The sequence below is a fragment of the Psychrobacter aquimaris genome (assembly GCF_016107525.1).
Classification (GTDB): Bacteria; Pseudomonadota; Gammaproteobacteria; order Pseudomonadales; family Moraxellaceae; genus Psychrobacter; species Psychrobacter aquimaris.
Genome location: NZ_JABASR010000004.1, coordinates 152606 through 171155 on the forward strand (window position 1 = coordinate 152606; position 18550 = coordinate 171155).

The window sequence follows — 18550 nt, forward strand, 5'->3', positions numbered from 1 at the left end:
GTCACGGATCGCTATTTACTTGGGCTCTCTGTTTTTTACAAGCGTATTCACACTCCTATTTACACAGAGCGGTCTATTCATCATCATAGCCGTCACTTAGCACAGCCATTAATTTCTGCATGTCTTCAGGCAGTGGTGTGGTAACTTCAATGTCTTCGCCTGTCGTTGGATGCACGAAACCCAGTGTATAAGCGTGCAAGGCTTGACGCGGAAAATTATTAATCGCTTGACGTTGCGCTTCTGTCAGTCCTGAGCGCAGTTGACGACGACCACCATAAACGCGATCACCCACTATCGGATAAGTAATGTGACTTAAATGCACCCGAATTTGGTGCGTGCGTCCCGTTTCAAGACCCACATCCAACAAGCAATAATTACCATTGAGGGCAGTCACATTTAATAAGTGGGTGACTGCTTCACGACCTGCCGTCATTACCGTCATTTTCGTACGCTGATTACGGTGACGACCGATTGGCGCGTCAATACGGCGGTGACGCAGTAAGCTTGCTGCATCGCCTGCCACCACACACTGATAATGACGATACACAGACTTGTCTTTTAGCTGCTCCATAAGCGCCATTTGTGCTGGCTTGGTCTTACCAATCAGCAACAGTCCAGAGGTGTCTTTATCAATTCTATGTACCAGACCTGCACGCGGCAAATGGTGCTGCTGTGGATAGTGATACAGTAGTGCATTGACCAAGGTGCCAGTTTGGTTACCCGCACCAGGATGCACCACCATACCAACAGGTTTATTGATGACCAACACTTCATCATCTTCATAGACCACATCGATGTCTATATCCTCTGGCTGATCTTCACCATGCTGCTCTAATGTCGTCGATAACTGCAGAACATCACCCGCTTTGACACGAATTTTTGGTTTTTGTACGCTACCGTTATACAGCAAGCTACCATCACTAATCCAACCTTGTAATTGGACACGTGAGAAATCGGTAAATATTTTTGAAGCCAGTTTATCAATACGTAAACCAGCTTCATCTTCTATAACAGTATGCGTCATATCTATAACTACTGGCACTACTTGACCGGCGACTGACGCTTCATCATCGTCGCTATCATCAATGTCGTCACCATCTTCATCGCTGCTATCTATCATATCGTCGTCAAGCACATCACTATCTTTTAACATAGCTTTTTCTGACACAGCGTCTTCTAAAATATTATCGCCATGGCTTTGCTCATCAAGGACTGGCTGATTATCGTCAGGTAATTCACTATTATTTAAAACGTCATTTGGCATCGGTGACTCTTGTGCTGATGAATCAGTCTGTTGTGATTGATTCGGTGGTAAATGGGTAGTCATAGCATTATTATTCATAGCAGATTTATATATGGCAAAGCCCCTGACATGGTTCTGAAAGGCAGCTTTTGAGAAAATTTCTAATAAAATGTAAAGTTTTAAGCGTAACGCTATAAAAAAAGGCCATTCGCTATCAATCGCTTATCATAAAAGCGATTGTCGTCGAAAAAAGCGGAGGCAATACCGTGCTAGTGTATCATGCCAAACGCCTAAGCCCTATAGAAGCTGTGCGTTATCTGTCATTTTTTGATTATAACGCTATGCACCATATGGCTGTGCTTAACTCTCTAAAATATGACATTGCTGTAATTTACTGTATATTTGTCGGTGTCAGCGACATTCGATATCGCTCGTGACAGCAGCTCATGTTAAAATGCCAAACTGACATGCGCTGGTGTACAGCTCATTGCGAGCAGCAGCATATCGCACCTGTGTTGCAGTAGACTAATAACTGTACGATACTGACTCAAATTCGATAAGTACAATTGGGTTAAGTACAATATAGATGGCGAAAAAATAGACGAAGCAAACGTTATTCTATAAAGTATAGCCATATTTTGCTGTATGCTATGCCACTGTATGCTTATCGAATTTTTTATTAAAAGCATTTGGTTTGATATAAACCCTATGCCATCAAGCGTTTTTTAATAACGATAACTGGTATGTCCGATGATTGACATAGTAGATGGCAGACCACTATTGATGCCTATGCATCGTTTTTTATCATTAACCTAATATCTAGTATGATAGCGTCGCTGCTATTATACGTCTTGTGTCGGAGAAGAAGTATGCAAGCTGTTGGCAATACGTTTATCAAACTGTCCTCAATAACCCTACTTGCGCTAAGCGTAAACTTAGTGGGCTGTCAGACTTTCAAAAACCTGACTGGCGGTAAAGACGTCGATGCGGTAGAAACTGCCGAAAAATCAGAGCAGAACTATTATAACGATGCCATTACCCAGATTGATAAAGGCCGCTATACACAAGCCATCGAAGATTTGACCAATCTGCGCACTTTTTATCCTACTGGACAGTACGCTGAGCAAGCATTACTCGACATGATGTACGCACAATATGCCAGTGGTAAGTATGAAATGGCAGCCGCCAGCGCTGAGCAATTTATTAGCCTATATCCTTCTAATCCGCAAGTCAGCTACGCTTACTATGTGCGCGGTGTGGCCAATATGCAAGGCTCATCAGAAGGTTTGAAACTGTTTAAGCTAAATCAAGCTGAGCGTGATACCGCCTATTTACGTATTGCCTTTGCTAACTTTCAAGAGCTTATTAACAAGTACCCTAACAGCCCTTACGCACCAGATGCCGCTCAGCGCATGACCTTCATCTACAATCAGTTTGCTGAAAGTGAGATGAGTGCGGCCAATTGGTATATCGAGCGCGAAGCTTATGTCGCTGCTGTTAACCGTGCTAAATGGGTGTTTCAATACTATCCACTTAGTGAATCGATCCCAGAAGCCATCGCGGTCTTAGCTTATAGCTATGACAAATTGGGTATGTCTGATTTGGCAAACGAATACAAAACCCTATTGCAGATTAATTATCCAAACATGTTAAGCGCTGATGGACGCGTTAAGCTCAACACCAAACGTGAGCGTTCTTTCATTAATAAATTGACTTTTGGACAGCTGAGTCGTTTTAACAAAGATACTTCAGTTGCGACAGGCGATTACAACGGCGCCACCAAAACCCAAATCATTCGTAATGCAAACCAATTAAGACTGCCTAGTGAAAACACTGCCACCGCCAATGCACCAGTAGCCAACACCGCTCCTACGCGTGGTAGTGGAATCAATGTGGGCTTGGGTCTACCTGAAGCATCGACTGAGCGAGTTACTAGCCAATCGAGCACTGGCTCTACCGCTCGAGAAGCGAACGTTGATCCACAAAATATCAACCAAACGCGCCGTACCACGCTACCTAATCAAGGTGTTGATATCATGCCAGCAGATGTCGATATGAATGATGAATAAATACGCTAGATTTGAGGCAGCGTCTCTCTTTTAATTCAGAGAACGTCTCTTCTTCTTAGTAAATCAACGCACATCATGAAAAATAAGGTCAACGATAGAGTTGGCCTTATTTTTTCTGTTTCTGTTCCATTATCTATGCCTAATATTGTTTGTGCCCAATATTGTCTATGCTTAAGATAATGCACCTATGGTAAACTGTTTTTTGCATGAGTATCCCAAATCATATTCTCGACCAATTAAATAGCCAAGCTGACTTAATCAGTATCATTGGGCGTCATACAACGCTTAAACGTGCTGGTAGTGAGTTTAAAGGCTGCTGTCCGTTTCATGGCGAAAAGTCGCCCTCTTTTTATGTCAATCCACAAAAAAACATCTATCACTGCTTTGGCTGTAGTGTCGGCGGTAATGCCATTAGCTTTTTACGCGATTATGAAAACTTAACTTTCATTGAAGCGGTTAATGAGCTATCAAAGCAGACGGGCATCGAAGTCCCAAAAGAAGAGCAACAAAACGTCAGCTACCAGCGCCGTGCACCCAAACCGATTGCACCACCGTCAATACCTAGTCCGGCTGTCAACGCTAAAATCTCCGCTCAAACGGTGGACGCGACTTCTATTAACGCAGCTTCGACTATTCAGCAACAAAGCCAGTACGGTGATATCGAGCAGCCCGTCTATCACGACAGTAGCAACAGCTACGATGATTATCCACCGTTAGATGCCTACGACTCTGCGCCTTATCCAGCAGATTCTTATGGCGCAGACTACCAAGATGATAATAGCTATCCGCCAGCATGGTTGACAGGTGCCAATACTGACGCTGCTGCATTGTACGATGATCATAGCGTTTCAGATAAAGACGGTAACCTATATGAGCTGTTAGAGCAAATCCAGCAGTTTTATCAGCACAATCTCACCATTCATCCGCATGCCAAGCACTATTTTTTATCGCGTGGTATCACAGAAGACATCTTTGAGACCTTTGGCTTAGGCTATGCACCCTTTGGTTGGCAGCATCTTGAGCATCAGTTTCCACAAGATATTGAAGGATTAAAGGCGCTTGGTTTGGTGCGCCAATCAGAGTCAGGACGCGATTATGATTTACTCCGTGATCGGGTTATTTTTCCGATTCGAGACAATCAAGGACGCACCATTGGTTTTGGTGGGCGGGCGCTCGATGATGAAGTCAAACCTAAATACATCAACTCATCTGACTCACCAGTGTTTCATAAACAGCATGTGCTGTATGGCTATTACGAATCACGCCAACAACGTGCCGACAGCTGGCTGGTGGTCGAAGGCTATATGGATGTGATTGCCCTTTACCAAGCGGGTATCTATGGCGCTATTGCTTCCATGGGTACGGCGATCAATGAAAGCCAAATCTCGCGACTTTTAACATTGAATCCTACCCTGACGTTGAGCTTTGATGGCGATAGCGCGGGACAAAAAGCGGCATGGCGTACGCTTGAAGTTGCCCTACCGGTACTTGCCGATGACAAAGAGTTGCGGTTTTTGACCCTGCCCAACAATCATGACCCTGATACTTTTATTAAGAGTCAGGGCGGCGATGCCATGCGTGAACAAATCGCTAATGCCATGCCGCTATCACAGTATATTTTTGCCTATTTAAGCGAGCGCTACGATTTAACTTTGGCAGAAGGTAAAGCCAAGCTGATGTCGCAAGTACGCGCCTTGACCACTGCATTACCCAAAGGTAGTAGCTTTCGCTATTTGCTTAACAATGATGTCTATCAAAAACTGGGCGGTAAGCGTAGCCAAAATATCGAAGCAAAAGATGCGCTGCTAGATTTTGATGGTGATATGACCATCAGTCAGCAATTGCAGCTTTGTTTTTTGTTTCAGCCACGAGCCTTAATTGAAGACTCTATCGAAGCCATTTGGCAACAGGCAGGTATTAATGATTTACAGCTGCCAGCACACATCAAACAAAGAGCCGCGCCTGACATCTTGCGTCCGCTTGCTTGGGAAGATTTGCAAGATACCGCCTTGCTGGATATTGTCAGTACCATCAAACGCTGTCTGAAGCATTTACCCAAAGATGCCAACGCCGCCGCACACTTTATATTATCTAATGTCAAACCAATCACCCAAGAGACACTTAGCCGTAGCTGGGGCGGATTTTATAAAACATTAACCGCCAGAAATATTTTGAGCTTGGATGAATTGATCGAAAACTTAGTGATGCAGTTGCTCAAATTACATCTGCAAAAAAAGATGCAAGAGCTGATAAAAAATCCTGATCATATCAAGCTGGCGATTGTCCGTAAGCAGTCGCAATTATTAAATGATTGGTTACGCGCGCAGCAAGCTGAGCAGTCAGCACAAATGGTTACCGTCCAATCTTAACGTTTGCCATTATTTTTGCTAAAAAAATTCGAACCCTTTAAAAGTATAGCGGCTGCCCCCACTACTAATGATTATACCCAGTAGCATGTATTGCCATTTAATCATTTGGCTGATAGAAAATAATCAGTAAAAAACGGTCGTAGATATCACTACCTCGTGCTTGATTACGGTGGTCTGTGTTAAACTATGTCGCTGTATATTGACAGCACTGCTTTCTAAATGATGATAAGCGGGCATCGTTAAACACAAATTTTAGATATTATTTTTAAGTATCCGTTTTTAGGTACTGTTATTTTTATATATTATTTTTTAGAGAATGTTATTTTGAAGATTTTTTAGCGTTACTAATTTTTAGCAGTTTTTTAGCATTGTAATTGTAGTATTTTGAGCCTTTATTCATATCAACTCATTTTTGATATTACTGACAACCTTTACGCCATATTTTGATGAATCGATTGATTATATCAACGCACTGAGCGAGCGATAGCGCGTCACAATATAAAAATGTCCGATGCAAGTAAGCGAGTATTTATGAACGATAAGTCAGTTTCTAAGTCCACATCTCAACTGGCCACCTTAATCCAAATGGGTAAAGAGCAAGGGTATCTCACCTATGCTGAGGTGAATGACCAACTGCCCGACTCTATTACCGAAAGCGATCAGATCGAAGATATTGTGCAAATGCTGACCGACGTTGGTATCAAAATCTTTGAATCTGCCCCTGATGCCGATGACATCTTGATGAACGACGATTCAAGTGATGATGACATGGCAGCGGATGAGGCAGCGGCGGTATTAGCCTCTGTTGAGACTGAGCCGGGTCGCACCACTGACCCTGTGCGTATGTATATGCGTGAAATGGGTACGGTTGATCTCTTGACCCGTGAAGGTGAGATTGCTATTGCCAAGCGTATCGAAGAAGGTATTCGTGACGTACAGCATGCGATGTCTTATTGGCCGGGCACTGTACAGTTCGTCCTTGATGAATATCAAAAAGTACAAGATGGCGAGAAGAAGCTTTCTGACGTCATTACTGGCTTTTTAGATCCTGAGACCGAAGAAGACAAAATCGCAGCCCAAGAAGCAAAAGAGGCGGCAAAAGAAGAACGTGAACGCATCAAAGAAGAAAAAGAAAATCCACCTGTAATCAAAGCCAAAGCCAAAGCAGCGGCGCTTGATGATGATGACGAGGATGAAGACGACGTCGAAGAGGAAGCTGAAGAAGAAACCAGCGGCATCGATCCTGAAGAAGTACGTCTACGTCTAGAAGAAATCGAACACTTATTTATCAAAGCCAAACAAGCCTTGCTAGATTATGGCCGTGGTAGCACAGAAGCAGATGCCGCTTATGCCCTACTTGCTGAACGCTTTATGATGCTAAAGTTGAACAATCGATTGTCAGACCAAGTGATGGCTATCATGCATGATGTCTATGATGATGTGCGTAAGCAAGAACGTCAAATCATGCGTTTAGTCATTCGTCGTGGTCGTATGCCGCGCGAAGAGTTCCGTAAAACCTTCCCTAGCAATGAAACCAACGTCGATTGGCTGATTGAGCGCATAAAAGGCAAACCTGCATTTGCTGGTACGCTAGAAAAAGTCACTGATGATGTTATCTTATTGCAACGTCGCATTCGTGACTACGAGCAACAGCTCGATATGAAAATCCACGATATGAAAGACGTAGCGCGTCGTATGGCAGTCGGTGAAGCAAAAGCTCGCCGCGCCAAAAAAGAAATGGTCGAAGCTAACCTACGTCTGGTTATTTCTATCGCGAAGAAATATACCAACCGCGGTCTACAATTCTTGGATCTGATCCAAGAAGGTAATATCGGTCTGATGAAAGCGGTTGATAAATTTGAATACCGCCGTGGTTATAAGTTCTCGACTTATGCTACATGGTGGATTCGTCAAGCAATTACTCGCTCTATCGCTGACCAAGCGCGTACCATCCGTATTCCTGTGCACATGATCGAGACCATTAACAAAATCAACCGTGTTTCTCGTCAGTTGCTACAAGAAATGGGACGCGAGCCAACGCCTGAGGAATTAGGCGAACGCTTAGAGATGGACGAAGTTAAAGTCCGTAAAGTACTGAAGATCGCCAAAGAACCTATCTCTATGGAGACACCAATCGGTGATGATGAAGACTCGCATCTAGGCGATTTCATCGAAGATGGTACTATCTCAAGCCCTGTTGATGATGCAACAGCGGCAGGTTTGCGTGAAGCGACTCGTGATGTCTTGGGTAATCTGACTGAGCGTGAAGCACGCGTGCTAAAAATGCGCTTTGGTATCGACATGCCAACCGACCATACCTTGGAAGAAGTGGGTAAGCAGTTTGACGTAACACGTGAACGTATTCGTCAGATTGAGGCAAAAGCACTGCGTAAATTGCGTCATCCGTCACGCTCTGAGCACTTGCGCTCTTTCCTTGAAAATGACTAATAATAAAGCAAACTAAGCACCAATAAAAAAGCCGAGTTTATCTCGGCTTTTTTGTGTCATCGATTTGATGGCTCGAATGCTATAACTACATATCTGCATCAAGGAATACAAGAACAAGCTTGCAATGGCACTATGCAATATACATGATTCGCATACATTTCATATACTAGGCAAAGCAATGGGTATTGTTAAAATTGATGACACATTACACGAAGAGCTTCGTAAAGCCAGTGCGGTAATGGTACGTTCGATTAACGCACAGGCAGAGTATTGGATAAAGATAGGTATGTTAGCCGAGGCCAATCCTCACAGGTCTTATACCGATATCATCAGCGAGCAGTTGAAACGAGCAGATGTTAATATGGGAAAACTCATCGATGGCTAAAATCTCGCTAAAAACTACTGAAGAATTGACCATCATGCGTGAGTCTGGACGCTTATTGGCATCGGTTTTTGCTTACCTAGATACGCACATGGTCGCTGGCATCTCCACAATGACTGTCAATGATTTGGCCGAGCGCTATATTGTGGATGTTTTACAGTCAAGACCTGCCAGCAAAGGTCAATACGGCTACCAATACGTGCTCAACACGTCTGTCAATCAAGTGGTTTGTCATGGTGTACCCTCAAGCAATCAAGTCCTAAAATCAGGCGACATCATCAATGTAGACATTACTTTAGAAAAAGGCGGCTTTATTGCCGACTCTAGCAAAATGTATATGATTGGCGATGTTATGCCCTTAACAAAACGCCTCGTAGATAACACTTATGAGGCCATGTGGGCAGGTATCCGTGTGGTTAAGCCCGGCACAACGCTTGGTGATGTCGGGCATGCCATTCAAAGCCATGCCGAACAGTACGGTTACTCTGTCGTTAGAGAATACTGCGGGCATGGTATCGGTCGCGAAATGCACGAACAGCCTGAAGTTTTACATTATGGGCGCGCAGGTGCGGGCTTAGTTTTAGAACAAGGCATGACCTTTACTATTGAACCAATGATTAATCAAGGCAAAGCCAAAGTAAAAATAAAAAAAGACGGCTGGACGGTGGTGACTGCAGACAAAAAGCTTTCTGCCCAATGGGAACATACCATCGCAGTGACTGCCGATGGTTATGAAGTGCTGACACTGCGTGAAGAAGAAATGCTTTAAAGCGAGCTTACAATTTCCCTTGATGCTGCTGTGCAATACAAGAGTGATTCAAGTATTTAAGTATAATCTTATTATTGCCATATTGGTAACTACTGATATCATAGGTCGCGATGATCTGAGTATACGCTGATTGATACCTCTGCCATCGCTTTTTTACACATGCCATTGCTAGGAAACTGACATGATTGTCCGGCAAAACCCAAACGCCCTCAAGATATTTTTTACCCTGCGCGGCTCCATCATTCCAAAAATCTATCCGCAAATTTTGCTGATCACTCTTCTTAGCACGCTTATAACCATTATTCAACACTGGCTTCCTGACTCTTTTCCTTATTATGGTATGGCTCCTTTTACCTTGCTAGGAATCGCGTTGTCGCTATTTCTCGGATTTCGCAACAATGCCAGTTATCAACGTTGGTGGGAAGCTCGAGGACTTTGGGGTCAGCTGGTATATGATTCGCGCAGCCTAACCCGTCAGGTGCTTTCTTTTATAGATGCTGATGCCGAGACTGGGCACGAGACTCAACGAGCGATGGTTTACCTGAACATTGCTTTTGCGCATGCTGTACGCCATCGCCTGCGCGGATCGTCACCTTGGCAGGATGTCGAGCCTTTTGTCGCATCAGTACACCATGACAGTATGCGCCAAGCACGTAACCTACCTGACTATATCATGCGCCTCATGGGTAAGCAGCTCGGTGACATTCGGCGTCAAGGACTGGTGTCAGAGCAAGTCATACAGAACATGGACGAGCGCCTGACGTCTATGACCATTGTACTGGCGGCCTGTGAGCGCATTCATAATACACCGCTGCCGTTTGCTTATATGCTGTTGGTCCATCGCACGACCTATCTGTACTGCATCATGTTGCCTTTTGGCTTGGTGGCCTCGCTCGGTTGGGTGACCCCACTGATTTGTGCCGTGATCGCTTATACCTTTTTTGGTTTGGATGCCCTCAGTGAAGAGCTAGAAGAGCCTTTTGGCTTAGCAGCCAACAAACTACCCCTGACTGCATTGTCGCGTACTATCGAAATCAATCTGCGAGAAGCACTAGGAGAGGCAGATATTCCGCCTGATATCACTCCTATCAATGGCTATTTACCGTAATGGTTTCACGTAGCTTTTAGATATGAAATAGAGATGTCATAGAAATGCAGTAGAGCGATGGAACCGACTAGGGCGTGTCTTCATTTTCAAAATAGAGATAGAAATGAGATAAATTGCCGGTAAACAAGGAAAATAGCGCCGTTAATATCAGGATATTACCCAGCTATTTGACGATGGTTGACAAAATTTAGCCATCGTCAGCCCATTTAAAGGTTCATTAATTGAATTGAGGACATGTCCTAAATACAGAGATAACTTGAATAATCACCCATATACCACTATAAACAATATATATTCTATGCCCTAATAGATCGACCAATTAAAATACAATTGATGACCATACTGAGCATGTCTCGGATTTTTGGCGTTGTTAAGGCAAATATTTTACTGACTGACTTTTTATACCCACTATTACCTATTTACCTATTTACCTATTTACCTATTTACCTACAAAAGTGAGGCACACATCATGAGTGATGATTCAAAAGACACTAATCAAGACGCTAATAATCAAAATACTGATAATCAAAATAGCAACCAAGACCAAGCATCAGCAAATGAAAGGTCGGTCAAAGTGACTGATTTGACGCCCAATAAAGGCGCATTGGTAGGCAAAAAGACGGACATTCAAAACCCAGAGCTTTGGGAGTTCCCGATGAACTATCCACTGAGCATCATCGGTCATGAAGGCGAGCGTGAGAGTTTGCTGAATGAAGTGAAGCTAATTTTGGGTAGCCTGTTCCCTGATTTTGATTTGGCATCTATAGAAGTCAAGCCGTCTAAAACAGGTCGTTTTCACTCAGCACGCGTCAATCTATATCTAACCACTGCTGAGCAAGTGAATGAGCTTTATGCATCATTGGACAATGCAAAAACGGTGCGCATTGTTTTATAAAAGACGCAGAAAAATTTAGCCCCTTTTTAATCCAAATCGTCACTCAAACGGGTGGCGATTTTTTATGGTTTGCTGTACAATCTGCGCCCTTATTATTATTGTCACCTGCACCCTTATTGGCGGGTCATTTACTCGCGAATAAAAAGCAAATGCTCGTGAGATTTTTACAAAAAATTTATTATTTGAGTCAATCGCGTCTAACCCTTACCCCATCGTCCTTTGCCAAAATTTGGACACAGCACAACCTCACAGCAACATAGTTTGACCCTAAAATCAATATAGCATTTTCAAAATTTTCCCGCTATATTGTGCCTACCTACTAACAAACACGCTATATGTAGTACTCAGTGAATTTAATCGTCACTATGAGTAGTGGTAGCTTTTTGCCTGAAAAAAGAGCAGCTAATGCCATCATTCAACGTGATTTGATAAATAGTGTGATAAAAAACGTTGAGCGGGTTTTACCGCTTCACGAATAATATAAGCAACCAAAAATAGAGGCCAGCATGACACATATCGACAAAATCAAAGTGACCAAACGTGACGGACGATTAGAACTTATTGATTTGGACAAAATTCATAAGGTAATCGAGTGGGCAGCTCACAATTTGGATAATGTGTCGGTATCACAAGTTGAGCTAAAGTCGCACATCCAATTTTATGAAGGCATCAAAACTCGTGACATTCATGAGACTATCATCAAATCTGCTGCCGATCTGATTTCTGAAACAACCCCTGACTATCAGTATTTAGCTGCGCGTTTGGCTATCTTCCATCTACGTAAGATTGCTTATAATAAATTCACCCCGCCGCACCTATATGATCATGTCAAAAAACTGACAGACGCTGGCAAATATGATGAGCATATCCTAGCGGACTATAGCCGTGCTGAATTTGACGAGTTAGAAGAGTATCTCGATCACTGGCGCGATATGAACTTGGCTTATGCTGCTGTTGAGCAAATGGCAGGTAAATACCTCGTACAAGATCGCGTGAGCAAGACTGTCTACGAAAGCCCGCAGTTCTTGTACATGCTGGTCGGTATGTGCTTGTTTAGCCGTTACGAAAAGTCAGAGCGTATGAACTATGTGAAGCGCTTCTATGATGCCACCTCACAATTCAAAATCTCACTACCGACACCAATCATGTCTGGTGTGCGTACGCCATCGCGCCAGTTTAGCTCGTGCGTATTGATCGAATGTGGTGATAGCCTAGACTCAATCAACGCGACAACTAGCGCCATCGTACGCTATGTATCACAGCGTGCTGGTATCGGCATCAACGCTGGTCGTATCCGTGCCCTTGGTAGCCCAATTCGTGGCGGCGAAGCGCAGCATACTGGATGTATCCCATTCTACAAATTGTTCCAAACTGCTGTTAAATGCTGCTCACAAGGCGGCGTACGTGGTGGTGCTGCGACCCTATTCTACCCACTATGGCATCTAGAAGTTGAGTCATTACTGGTACTCAAAAATAACCGCGGCGTCGAAGACAACCGTGTCCGTCATATGGATTACGGCGTACAGTTGAACAAAACGATGTACACGCGCCTGATCAAAGGGCAAGACATCTCGCTATTCTCACCAGGTGATACGCCTGGCTTGTATGATGCGTTCTTTGAAGATCAAGACAAATTCGAAGAGCTATACACCAAGTACGAAAATGATCCTGCTATTCGTAGCCGTCAAATCCCAGCAGCAGACTTGTTCAGCCTAATGATGCAAGAGCGTGCCAGTACGGGTCGTATCTATATCCAAAACGTCGATCATTGCAACACCCATAGCCCATTTGACCCAACGGTTGCGCCAATTCGTCAGTCAAACCTATGTATGGAAATCGCTCTACCAACCAAGCCACTTGATAATATCAATGACGAAGAAGGTGAAATCGCCCTTTGTACGCTATCAGCGGTCAACTTGGGTAAAGTCGAAAACGTCAGCGACATCGAAGAGCCAGCCGAGCTCATCGTGCGTGCGCTTGATGCCCTGCTCGACTATCAAGACTATCCAGTCAAAGCGGCTCAAAACGGCAGCATGCGTCGTCGTACACTAGGTGTGGGCGTGATTAACTATGCTTATTACTTAGCCAAGAATGGCGTACGCTATTCAGACGACAGCGCGCTTGGTCTGACCCATCAAACGTTTGAAGCGTTGCAGTTCTATCTCTTGAAAGCGTCAAACAAATTGGCAAAAGAGCAAGGCGCGTGCCCTGCGTTCAATGAGACCACGTACTCACAAGGTATCTTACCGATTGATACGTACAAAGCCGACTTGGACAAAATCTGCCAAGAGCCGCTACATCTCGATTGGGAAACGCTACGTGGCGAGATCACTGAGCACGGTCTACGCAACTCTACCCTAACTGCCTTGATGCCGTCTGAGACCTCTAGTCAGATCGCCAACGCGACCAACGGTATCGAGCCACCACGTGGTCTGGTCTCTATCAAAGCGTCAAAAGATGGCATCTTAAAGCAAGTCGTGCCTGAGATTGATAAGCTAAAAGATCAGTACGAGCTACTATGGCAAATGCCAAACAATGACGGTTACCTAAAGCTGGTCGCTATCATGCAGAAGTTCGTCGATCAAAGTATCTCTGCCAATACCAACTACGATCCAGTTCGTTATGCAGGCGGCCGTGTACCGATGAAGATATTGCTAAAAGACTTGCTAAACGCTTATAAAATGGGTGTGAAGACGTTGTACTACCATAACACTCGTGATGGTGCAAACGATGCCCAAGCGGATATGGAAGATGATTGTGCTGGTGGGGCATGTAAAATCTAGATTGATAGATGGCGGGCTTAGCTTTTTAGTTAAATCCCGCTATCCAGTATTAATTTATTCAGATGGATTTATAAACACTATTTAAAGGACTAAGATAATGGCTGATTATAAAAGTAACCACCTACAAGAAGTACTTGAAACACATAAGATGAAGCACATAAAAGATGTTTTTGATAAATATAGAGATAGACGTAATGAAATTAAAGATTTCTTAAATGCCGAATACGGTAGCAGAATTTATAGTCCTTTTGATTCAGGATCTTATAGTAAACATACTGCTGTTAATACAAAGTTTGACTTAGATGCAGTTGTACCTTTTAAATATAAAAGCTTCAATACATTAGAAGATATGTTCAGTGACATTTATGACAAGTTAAATGATAAATTTAATGATAGAACTACTGTTCGAAAGCAAGGTGTTTCTATTGGACTAGCCTTTGAAGAAGATGGTATTGATATAGATATTGTACCTGCTCGAGAAACACGAGTAGATGGCTATACCGAAACAAGAAACCTAAATCTTCATATCAACTCCTTAGATCCATCGGAGACTGGGTATTTAAAAACTAATATTCAAAGTCAGATTAATCATATAAGTGGTAAGGACAATGAACGAAAAATTATTAGATTGCTAAAGATCTGGAAATTTCAAAAATCTAAAAAATATAAGTCATTTTTCTTTGAACTTTTAGTTATCAAAGCTTATGACAGTACCTTACCTACAGGTAATTTATGGGAACAATTTAAGACTGTTCTCCAATATATTGTAGATAATATTGAAAGTTCTACATTTAAACTGCCTGACCCGGGTAACAGCAACAATGATTTAATGAGTACATTAGATTCATATCAAAAAACATTATTAAAAAGTGATTTTGAATTGATGCTCACTAGAATTGAGGGCAACGAAAAACAAATTGAATACTATTTTGAGAAAAATAAAGAATTTTCTGAAGAAGCTGTTAATAATAGTTTGAGCTATGGTGTTGCTGGAGCTACTCCAGTTTCTACTCCTTCATCTAAACAGCGTTTTGGTTAGAGATGAGATTTTCTGAAGAAGAACTACTAAATACTATCAGTAGCATAAGCTATATCTCAAACTTACAAGATCTTAAATTCGATAAAGATCTTGTAAGTTTTAGCATAGTTTTTAATCTCGAAGGTCTCAATGAGGAGATAACTTTTGATGTGACTATCAATTCTCAATATCCATTCAAGTTTAGTGGTTCTGAGACAATAATTTTCAAAAATATTAATCTGATTAAATATAGTCATGTGATGAGTAATGGCTCAGTATGCTTTCACAATCAACATGGTATTAACTTTGAACAGAAACTAATACAAGACTTCGATGCAATTAAAAATTGGATTGATAAATATATAGTTAAAGAAGAAACAGATAGTCACTATGAGCACTTAATAGTCAATCATAGTAAGTTTGATGGTAGTTTTTACTCTTATCAATTTACTAATATAGAAGAAGATTTTAACAAAGGTGAGTTTGGTACAGTCTCTATCAAACTATTGTCTAATTCTAACTATAGCAAGTACACTATTAACAATCACTTGGTTCAAAGCTTCAATGACTCAGCTCAACCTACTGTCAAACATTGCGACTGGAGTCATCACTATCTTAAAGCTAGTAGTAGCGAACAAGGTGTATATATTTTTTTAGAAGAAGCGCCAGCGATTAACCAACGATTTTCTTTCAATAACTGGTCACAGTTTAATGGAAAATTTAGTCAAGATTTTTTAAGCTATTTATGGAAGTATATTTTTTTAAATAGCAGTAGCTTCGATGCATCTAGACCACTGCCTATTTTTATAGGTTTTCACACTCAAAATAATGAAGTGCATTGGCAAGTAGCTTTAGTAAGAATAGATGAATTATTTTTTAAAAGTAAGACTAATGACGAGGAACAAAAACAGTATATTTTAGAAGATACTGCAATAAACTGGGCAATAACGAATAACTCGTCTTATTCATACTTTTTTGGTCGTGGTGCATTTGATGAAGCATTGACTAATTCGAAGATATTAATTATTGGCGTTGGTGCAGTTGGCAGCAATGTTGCTAAAACATTAGTAAGATGTGGGTGTAAAAATATATTTCTGGTCGATTACGATATTAAGGAACCTGAGAACATTTGTCGCTCAGAATATGAATTTATGTACCCTTATATTAATAAGGTAGATGAGCTATGCGACTTGCTTTATAGAATATCACCGTTTGTAGAAGTGGGAGCAACTAGAAGCCTAATTACTGAACACCTTAAATCTGAACCTTACGCTAAACTTTTTTCTAATAAATTTGAAAAAGAATTATCGAACTATGATTACATATTTGATTGCTCCACTGACGATGACTTGATGCATATTTTGGATAATCTTAATGTCACAGCTGTTATTATCAACTTATCTATTACTAATCATGCACAATCACTTGTCTGTGGTATATCACCAAATACTTATAAGTTCGTTAGATATCAGTTTGATAATATTTTAGAAAATGACGTTGAAGATTTATATAATCCTTTAGGCTGTTGGAGTCCTACTTTCAAGGCTTCTTATAACGATGTTTCCACGCTTACACATTTTGCTCTAAAACATATAAATATCATGGTTAGTAACAAACAGCTGAATAGCTTTGTAATTAATCAAGATAATAATTATGAGTCTTTGAAAGTGAGTAAGTTTTGACTATTACCAAACACTACAAGAATTTAAAATTAGTAGTCGAAGATAGCTTGTTAAAAAGTATTTATCAGTCAAGCTGTGGACACTACCCTAAAGAGTATGGTGGCTTTTTAATTGGCAAATATTCTGATGATTTTAAAACCTTATATATTGAACAAGCAATCACAGCAGAGATTTTTAAGAGTAGTCGAATTGAGTTTACTAGAGAGTCTAACTATCTGAAATCCGAGTTTAAAAAATTATTTATAGACAAAGGACTCTACTATATTGGTGAGTGGCATACTCATCCAGATGGTGAAGCATGGTATAGCACAACAGATTTAAGTGCAATGATTAGCATTGCTCATGAAAAAGATGTGAAAATTGACAATCCTATCTTGCTTATTCTGAGTATTACTAGCGATAGTTTGAGGGATTTTAATTTCTTTGTTCTTAATAACAATAGGTTAGAGCTATATGAATAAGATTGCACTACCAGAGTTGTTTGCAAGCATGCAACAGCAAATGTCTGCTCAACTAAGTACTAATAGAGCTTTCATACATCATCCTGGTTCAAAAGGTGACTCTTTAGAGAATGCATGGATTGAATGGTTGAGAAGTTACCTGCCTAACCGTTATAGCGTAGATAAAGCAATTATCATTGACCACCTAGGAAACACAAGCCATCAAATCGATGTAGTTATTTATGACAATTACTTTACTCCATTTATTTTTACACAAAATGGTTTCCATTATGTTCCTGCCGAAGGTGTTTATGCTATTTTTGAGGTTAAGCCTGATATAAAAGGTAATGTTGGTTCAGATAGTTACATAGAGTACGCAGGTAAAAAAATAGAGAGCGTTAGACAATTAACTCGAACATCTACTTCGATGATCAACTCTGGGAAAAAGTTTCCACCTAGACCATTGACTAAAATACTAGGTGGATTTTTAGCCACTACAAATACCTATAGTCATAAGAACAACAATACTATTAAGCAACATCTTGAAAAATTAGATGGATTAAAGGGAATAGATTTAGGGTGTGTTGTGGACTATGGCAGTTTTTATGTTGATTATAATGGTGAAGAAGATATCACAGAAGATGTTTTCTCTAAGCGAATAAGTGATTATTATGAGTCTAGACAATTTGATGATGTGAATTTTAGCAAAGCTGAAAATTCATTAATTACTTTCTTTATGCAATTAACTCGCTATCTTCAGCAAGCGATAGGAACTATTCCAGCTATTGATTTGCAAGCTTATCTCAATGTAATAGGTGAAGAAATAGATCAAGAGCTTTAAACGCTATCAAAGAACCAACACCAAAAACGGAGGTCATGTGCAATATACCGCAATCATCAAAGACGGTGGTTTGTTTATCCCAAACGTATTTTCAGACCTAAACGATGGTGGCTCGCATATCGTACAAGTCGAGGTTGATATTGCAGCAGTGCGTCAGCAGTTAGGTGTGGATGAAGCACCAAAGGCAGCCGTCACCAAAAAAACCGTGGCAAAAGCAGCCAAAAAGCCAGCATCGAGAGCGGCTAAAAAAGACACGAAAACAGCAGCAGAAGAGTCTGATGTGAGTACCCTACGCAAAAGCGCACTCGATGAATTAGAAGCGCTTGATGATAGTGAGCTGAGCGAGATATTCAAAGCCTATATGAACGATGGACAAGAGTCGTCACAGATATCACTAGAGAACCTCTAAGCTAAAAAGCTATAATCCGAAAACGTGTAATAACATCAAATCAAAACCAGTCAAACCCATATAAATTAATAACCGTATCAATTATAAAGGCAGT

14 protein-coding genes are annotated in these 18550 nt (G+C 41.4%); 13 read left to right on the forward strand and 1 reads right to left on the reverse strand.

Annotated elements, in window-relative coordinates; all coding sequences use genetic code 11:
• Nucleotides 1-73: 73 nt before the first annotated feature.
• Nucleotides 74-1327, reverse strand: coding sequence for an RluA family pseudouridine synthase (locus tag JFC10_RS05180; RefSeq protein WP_198331968.1), 1254 nt, complete (start codon nucleotides 1325-1327; stop codon nucleotides 74-76).
• A gap of 785 nt (nucleotides 1328-2112) precedes the next feature.
• On the opposite strand from JFC10_RS05180, the gene JFC10_RS05185 reads away from it, so the two are divergent.
• The 13 genes from JFC10_RS05185 to JFC10_RS05245 all read left to right on the forward strand — a co-directional run bounded on the left by JFC10_RS05185 (nucleotide 2113) and on the right by JFC10_RS05245 (nucleotide 18456).
• Nucleotides 2113-3312: an outer membrane protein assembly factor BamD gene (locus JFC10_RS05185; protein ID WP_193011004.1), complete on the forward strand. Its 1200-nt coding sequence runs from the start codon at nucleotides 2113-2115 to the stop codon at nucleotides 3310-3312.
• A 206-nt stretch (nucleotides 3313-3518) separates the two neighbouring features.
• A complete protein-coding gene (locus JFC10_RS05190; RefSeq protein ID WP_198331969.1) occupies nucleotides 3519-5681 on the forward strand; it encodes a DNA primase in 2163 nt (720 codons plus the stop codon).
• A gap of 531 nt (nucleotides 5682-6212) precedes the next feature.
• Nucleotides 6213-8129: an RNA polymerase sigma factor RpoD gene (gene rpoD / locus JFC10_RS05195; protein WP_198331970.1), complete on the forward strand. Its 1917-nt coding sequence runs from the start codon at nucleotides 6213-6215 to the stop codon at nucleotides 8127-8129.
• A 178-nt stretch (nucleotides 8130-8307) separates the two neighbouring features.
• Entirely contained in the window at nucleotides 8308-8514 is a 207-nt protein-coding gene (locus tag JFC10_RS05200; RefSeq protein ID WP_198331971.1) for a ParD-like family protein, read from the forward strand.
• Nucleotides 8507-9280, forward strand: coding sequence for a type I methionyl aminopeptidase (gene map / locus JFC10_RS05205; protein ID WP_198331972.1), 774 nt, complete (start codon nucleotides 8507-8509; stop codon nucleotides 9278-9280). The genes JFC10_RS05200 and map overlap by 8 nt, the downstream gene beginning before the upstream one ends.
• 181 nt (nucleotides 9281-9461) lie before the next feature.
• On the forward strand, nucleotides 9462-10388 hold the full coding sequence (locus JFC10_RS05210) for a bestrophin family protein (RefSeq protein WP_198331973.1): 927 nt from the start codon (nucleotides 9462-9464) through the stop codon (nucleotides 10386-10388).
• Between the two features lie 574 nt (nucleotides 10389-10962).
• Nucleotides 10963-11283, forward strand: coding sequence for a YbeD family protein (locus JFC10_RS05215; RefSeq protein ID WP_320157979.1), 321 nt, complete (start codon nucleotides 10963-10965; stop codon nucleotides 11281-11283).
• Between the two features lie 506 nt (nucleotides 11284-11789).
• Nucleotides 11790-14066 (forward strand): class 1a ribonucleoside-diphosphate reductase subunit alpha, encoded by a 2277-nt coding sequence (nrdA, locus tag JFC10_RS05220; RefSeq protein WP_198331975.1) that lies wholly within the window; start codon nucleotides 11790-11792, stop codon nucleotides 14064-14066.
• Nucleotides 14067-14163: 97 nt separating this feature from the next.
• Nucleotides 14164-15105, forward strand: a complete 942-nt coding sequence (locus JFC10_RS05225; protein ID WP_198331976.1) for a nucleotidyltransferase domain-containing protein — start codon at nucleotides 14164-14166, stop codon at nucleotides 15103-15105.
• Nucleotides 15106-15107: 2 nt separating this feature from the next.
• A complete protein-coding gene (locus JFC10_RS05230; RefSeq protein ID WP_198331977.1) occupies nucleotides 15108-16766 on the forward strand; it encodes a ThiF family adenylyltransferase in 1659 nt (552 codons plus the stop codon).
• A complete protein-coding gene (locus JFC10_RS05235) occupies nucleotides 16763-17227 on the forward strand; it encodes a Mov34/MPN/PAD-1 family protein (RefSeq protein WP_227686003.1) in 465 nt (154 codons plus the stop codon). Before JFC10_RS05230 ends, JFC10_RS05235 begins: the two co-directional genes overlap by 4 nt.
• Nucleotides 17220-18047, forward strand: coding sequence for a DUF6602 domain-containing protein (locus JFC10_RS05240; protein WP_198331978.1), 828 nt, complete (start codon nucleotides 17220-17222; stop codon nucleotides 18045-18047). Before JFC10_RS05235 ends, JFC10_RS05240 begins: the two co-directional genes overlap by 8 nt.
• Nucleotides 18048-18084: 37 nt before the next feature.
• Nucleotides 18085-18456 (forward strand): hypothetical protein, encoded by a 372-nt coding sequence (locus tag JFC10_RS05245; RefSeq protein ID WP_198331979.1) that lies wholly within the window; start codon nucleotides 18085-18087, stop codon nucleotides 18454-18456.
• The last annotated feature ends 94 nt before the right edge of the window (nucleotides 18457-18550 follow it).

What these genes read in the sequence shown, in the direction of transcription:
- JFC10_RS05225 (WP_198331976.1), top strand. Translation starts at nt 14,164, where the DNA reads ATGGCTGATTATAAAAGTAACCACCTACAAGAAGTACTTGAAACACAT.
- JFC10_RS05190 (WP_198331969.1), top strand. Translation starts at nt 3,519, where the DNA reads ATGAGTATCCCAAATCATATTCTCGACCAATTAAATAGCCAAGCTGAC.
- JFC10_RS05240 (WP_198331978.1), top strand. Translation starts at nt 17,220, where the DNA reads ATGAATAAGATTGCACTACCAGAGTTGTTTGCAAGCATGCAACAGCAA.
- JFC10_RS05230 (WP_198331977.1), top strand. Translation starts at nt 15,108, where the DNA reads ATGAGATTTTCTGAAGAAGAACTACTAAATACTATCAGTAGCATAAGC.
- nrdA (WP_198331975.1), top strand. Translation starts at nt 11,790, where the DNA reads ATGACACATATCGACAAAATCAAAGTGACCAAACGTGACGGACGATTA.
- JFC10_RS05200 (WP_198331971.1), top strand. Translation starts at nt 8,308, where the DNA reads ATGGGTATTGTTAAAATTGATGACACATTACACGAAGAGCTTCGTAAA.
- JFC10_RS05185 (WP_193011004.1), top strand. Translation starts at nt 2,113, where the DNA reads ATGCAAGCTGTTGGCAATACGTTTATCAAACTGTCCTCAATAACCCTA.
- JFC10_RS05210 (WP_198331973.1), top strand. Translation starts at nt 9,462, where the DNA reads ATGATTGTCCGGCAAAACCCAAACGCCCTCAAGATATTTTTTACCCTG.
- map (WP_198331972.1), top strand. Translation starts at nt 8,507, where the DNA reads ATGGCTAAAATCTCGCTAAAAACTACTGAAGAATTGACCATCATGCGT.
- rpoD (WP_198331970.1), top strand. Translation starts at nt 6,213, where the DNA reads ATGAACGATAAGTCAGTTTCTAAGTCCACATCTCAACTGGCCACCTTA.
- JFC10_RS05180 (WP_198331968.1), bottom strand. Translation starts at nt 1,327, where the DNA reads ATGACTACCCATTTACCACCGAATCAATCACAACAGACTGATTCATCA.